This is a genomic window from Granulicatella balaenopterae, from assembly GCF_900111135.1.
GTDB classification, from domain to species: domain Bacteria; phylum Bacillota; class Bacilli; order Lactobacillales; family Aerococcaceae; genus Granulicatella; species Granulicatella balaenopterae.
On sequence record NZ_FOGF01000084.1, the window covers coordinates 1 to 1,315 of the forward strand.

The 1,315-nt window shown below is 31.3% G+C and carries 3 protein-coding genes; 2 read left to right on the forward strand and 1 reads right to left on the reverse strand.

The genetic code is table 11. The annotated features are described in order from the left end of the window. Positions 1-203: 203 nt before the first annotated feature. Positions 204-485, reverse strand: coding sequence for a transposase (locus tag BMX09_RS10395; protein WP_177159609.1), 282 nt, complete (start codon positions 483-485; stop codon positions 204-206). 27 nt (positions 486-512) lie between these two features. Here BMX09_RS10395 and BMX09_RS10555 point away from each other — a divergent pair, with 27 nt between their 5' ends. Together BMX09_RS10555 and BMX09_RS09850 are read left to right on the forward strand one after the other, a co-directional pair. After that, on the forward strand, positions 513-638 hold the full coding sequence (locus BMX09_RS10555) for a transposase family protein (protein WP_089748106.1): 126 nt from the start codon (positions 513-515) through the stop codon (positions 636-638). Between the two features lie 105 nt (positions 639-743). Then, positions 744-1,315: transposase (locus BMX09_RS09850; RefSeq protein WP_143054419.1), on the forward strand; the 572-nt coding region annotated here is incomplete at its 3' end.

Genomic DNA, 1,315 nt, shown 5'->3' on the forward strand with positions numbered 1-1,315 from the left:
CTAGACTAGGTTTATACAAACAATGTGGTATGAATATTATTAACTATATTTTATCACCAGAGCTCTTAGAAACAAAAATAAAGAATCGACCAGCACTGGTCAATCCTTTAAATTATTACCTAAGTAAAGTTGGAATATAAATTGTAGAGCCGTATACGAGACCCGTACGTATGGTTCAATGAGAGGGAGATAATCCTTTGCGATTATCTCTCTACTCTATTATTTGGAACATATAATTTCATCATTAAAAAGATTCTAGCTTTAAAGTGAGTGTAGTTTCTATATCCATAAGCATTGCGTTTTAATACTTTTATTTTATTGTTTAATCCTTCGATTGGTCCGTTAGTATATTTAGGATAATAAAAGGTGTTTTCAATATGTAGTGATAACTTAGTAAATGTGCGAATAATACGGCGTAATCCTTCAGAAATTGGGAAAGTTTTTGAATCGAGTAAAGTAACTTTAAACCTAAAGCATGCGAACACTGTGGTTGTAAAAATGAACGCTTTTCTATTGTTAAAAACGGTACTCGTTCTTCTACCATTACACTGCTACCTTGTTATGATATGGATACTTATTTAGAATTATCTAAACAACGATTCAAATGCAAACATTGCAAAAAAAGCTTTACTGCATAAACAGATTTTTTTGATAAAAATTGCTTTATTGCAAAAATTGTTAAATTACATGTCGCTGACCAATTATTCGATGAATTCAAGAGCGTTAAATCAAGCCATACAGCAATGAGCTTTATTTACTGGGATGCTAAAACGCATCAATTAATCGACATTATCGAAGATAGACGTTGTCATAATTTAATTGATTATTTTATGCGCTTTTCTTTAAAAACACGACAAGCTGTAGATACCGTAACAATTGATATGTATAAACCATACATTACTCTGATTAATACTGTTTTTCCTAATGCGAAAATTATTATTGATCCATTCCATATCGTTCAGGCTATCAATCGAGAATTAAATAAGACTCGTGTAAAAGTAATGAACAGCTTTAAAACTAAAAACCGCCGACTATATAACAAATATAAACGTTATTGGAAATTATTATTAGCGAAGACGGAAACATTGGATTCTTACACTTATAGCAGATATCCGTTATTTGATTGGATGACTAATACATGTGGCATTGTTGATTATTTATTAGAACAATCTGAAGAGTTAAAAGCCACATATCGAATTGCACATCAATTGCGTGATGCCTTAGCTGATAAGGATTTCGAACAATTTAAAGCAGCTTTAATTGAAGCGAAGCATTCACCTATATCTAAAGGTTTACGCCGTCTTATTCGTACATT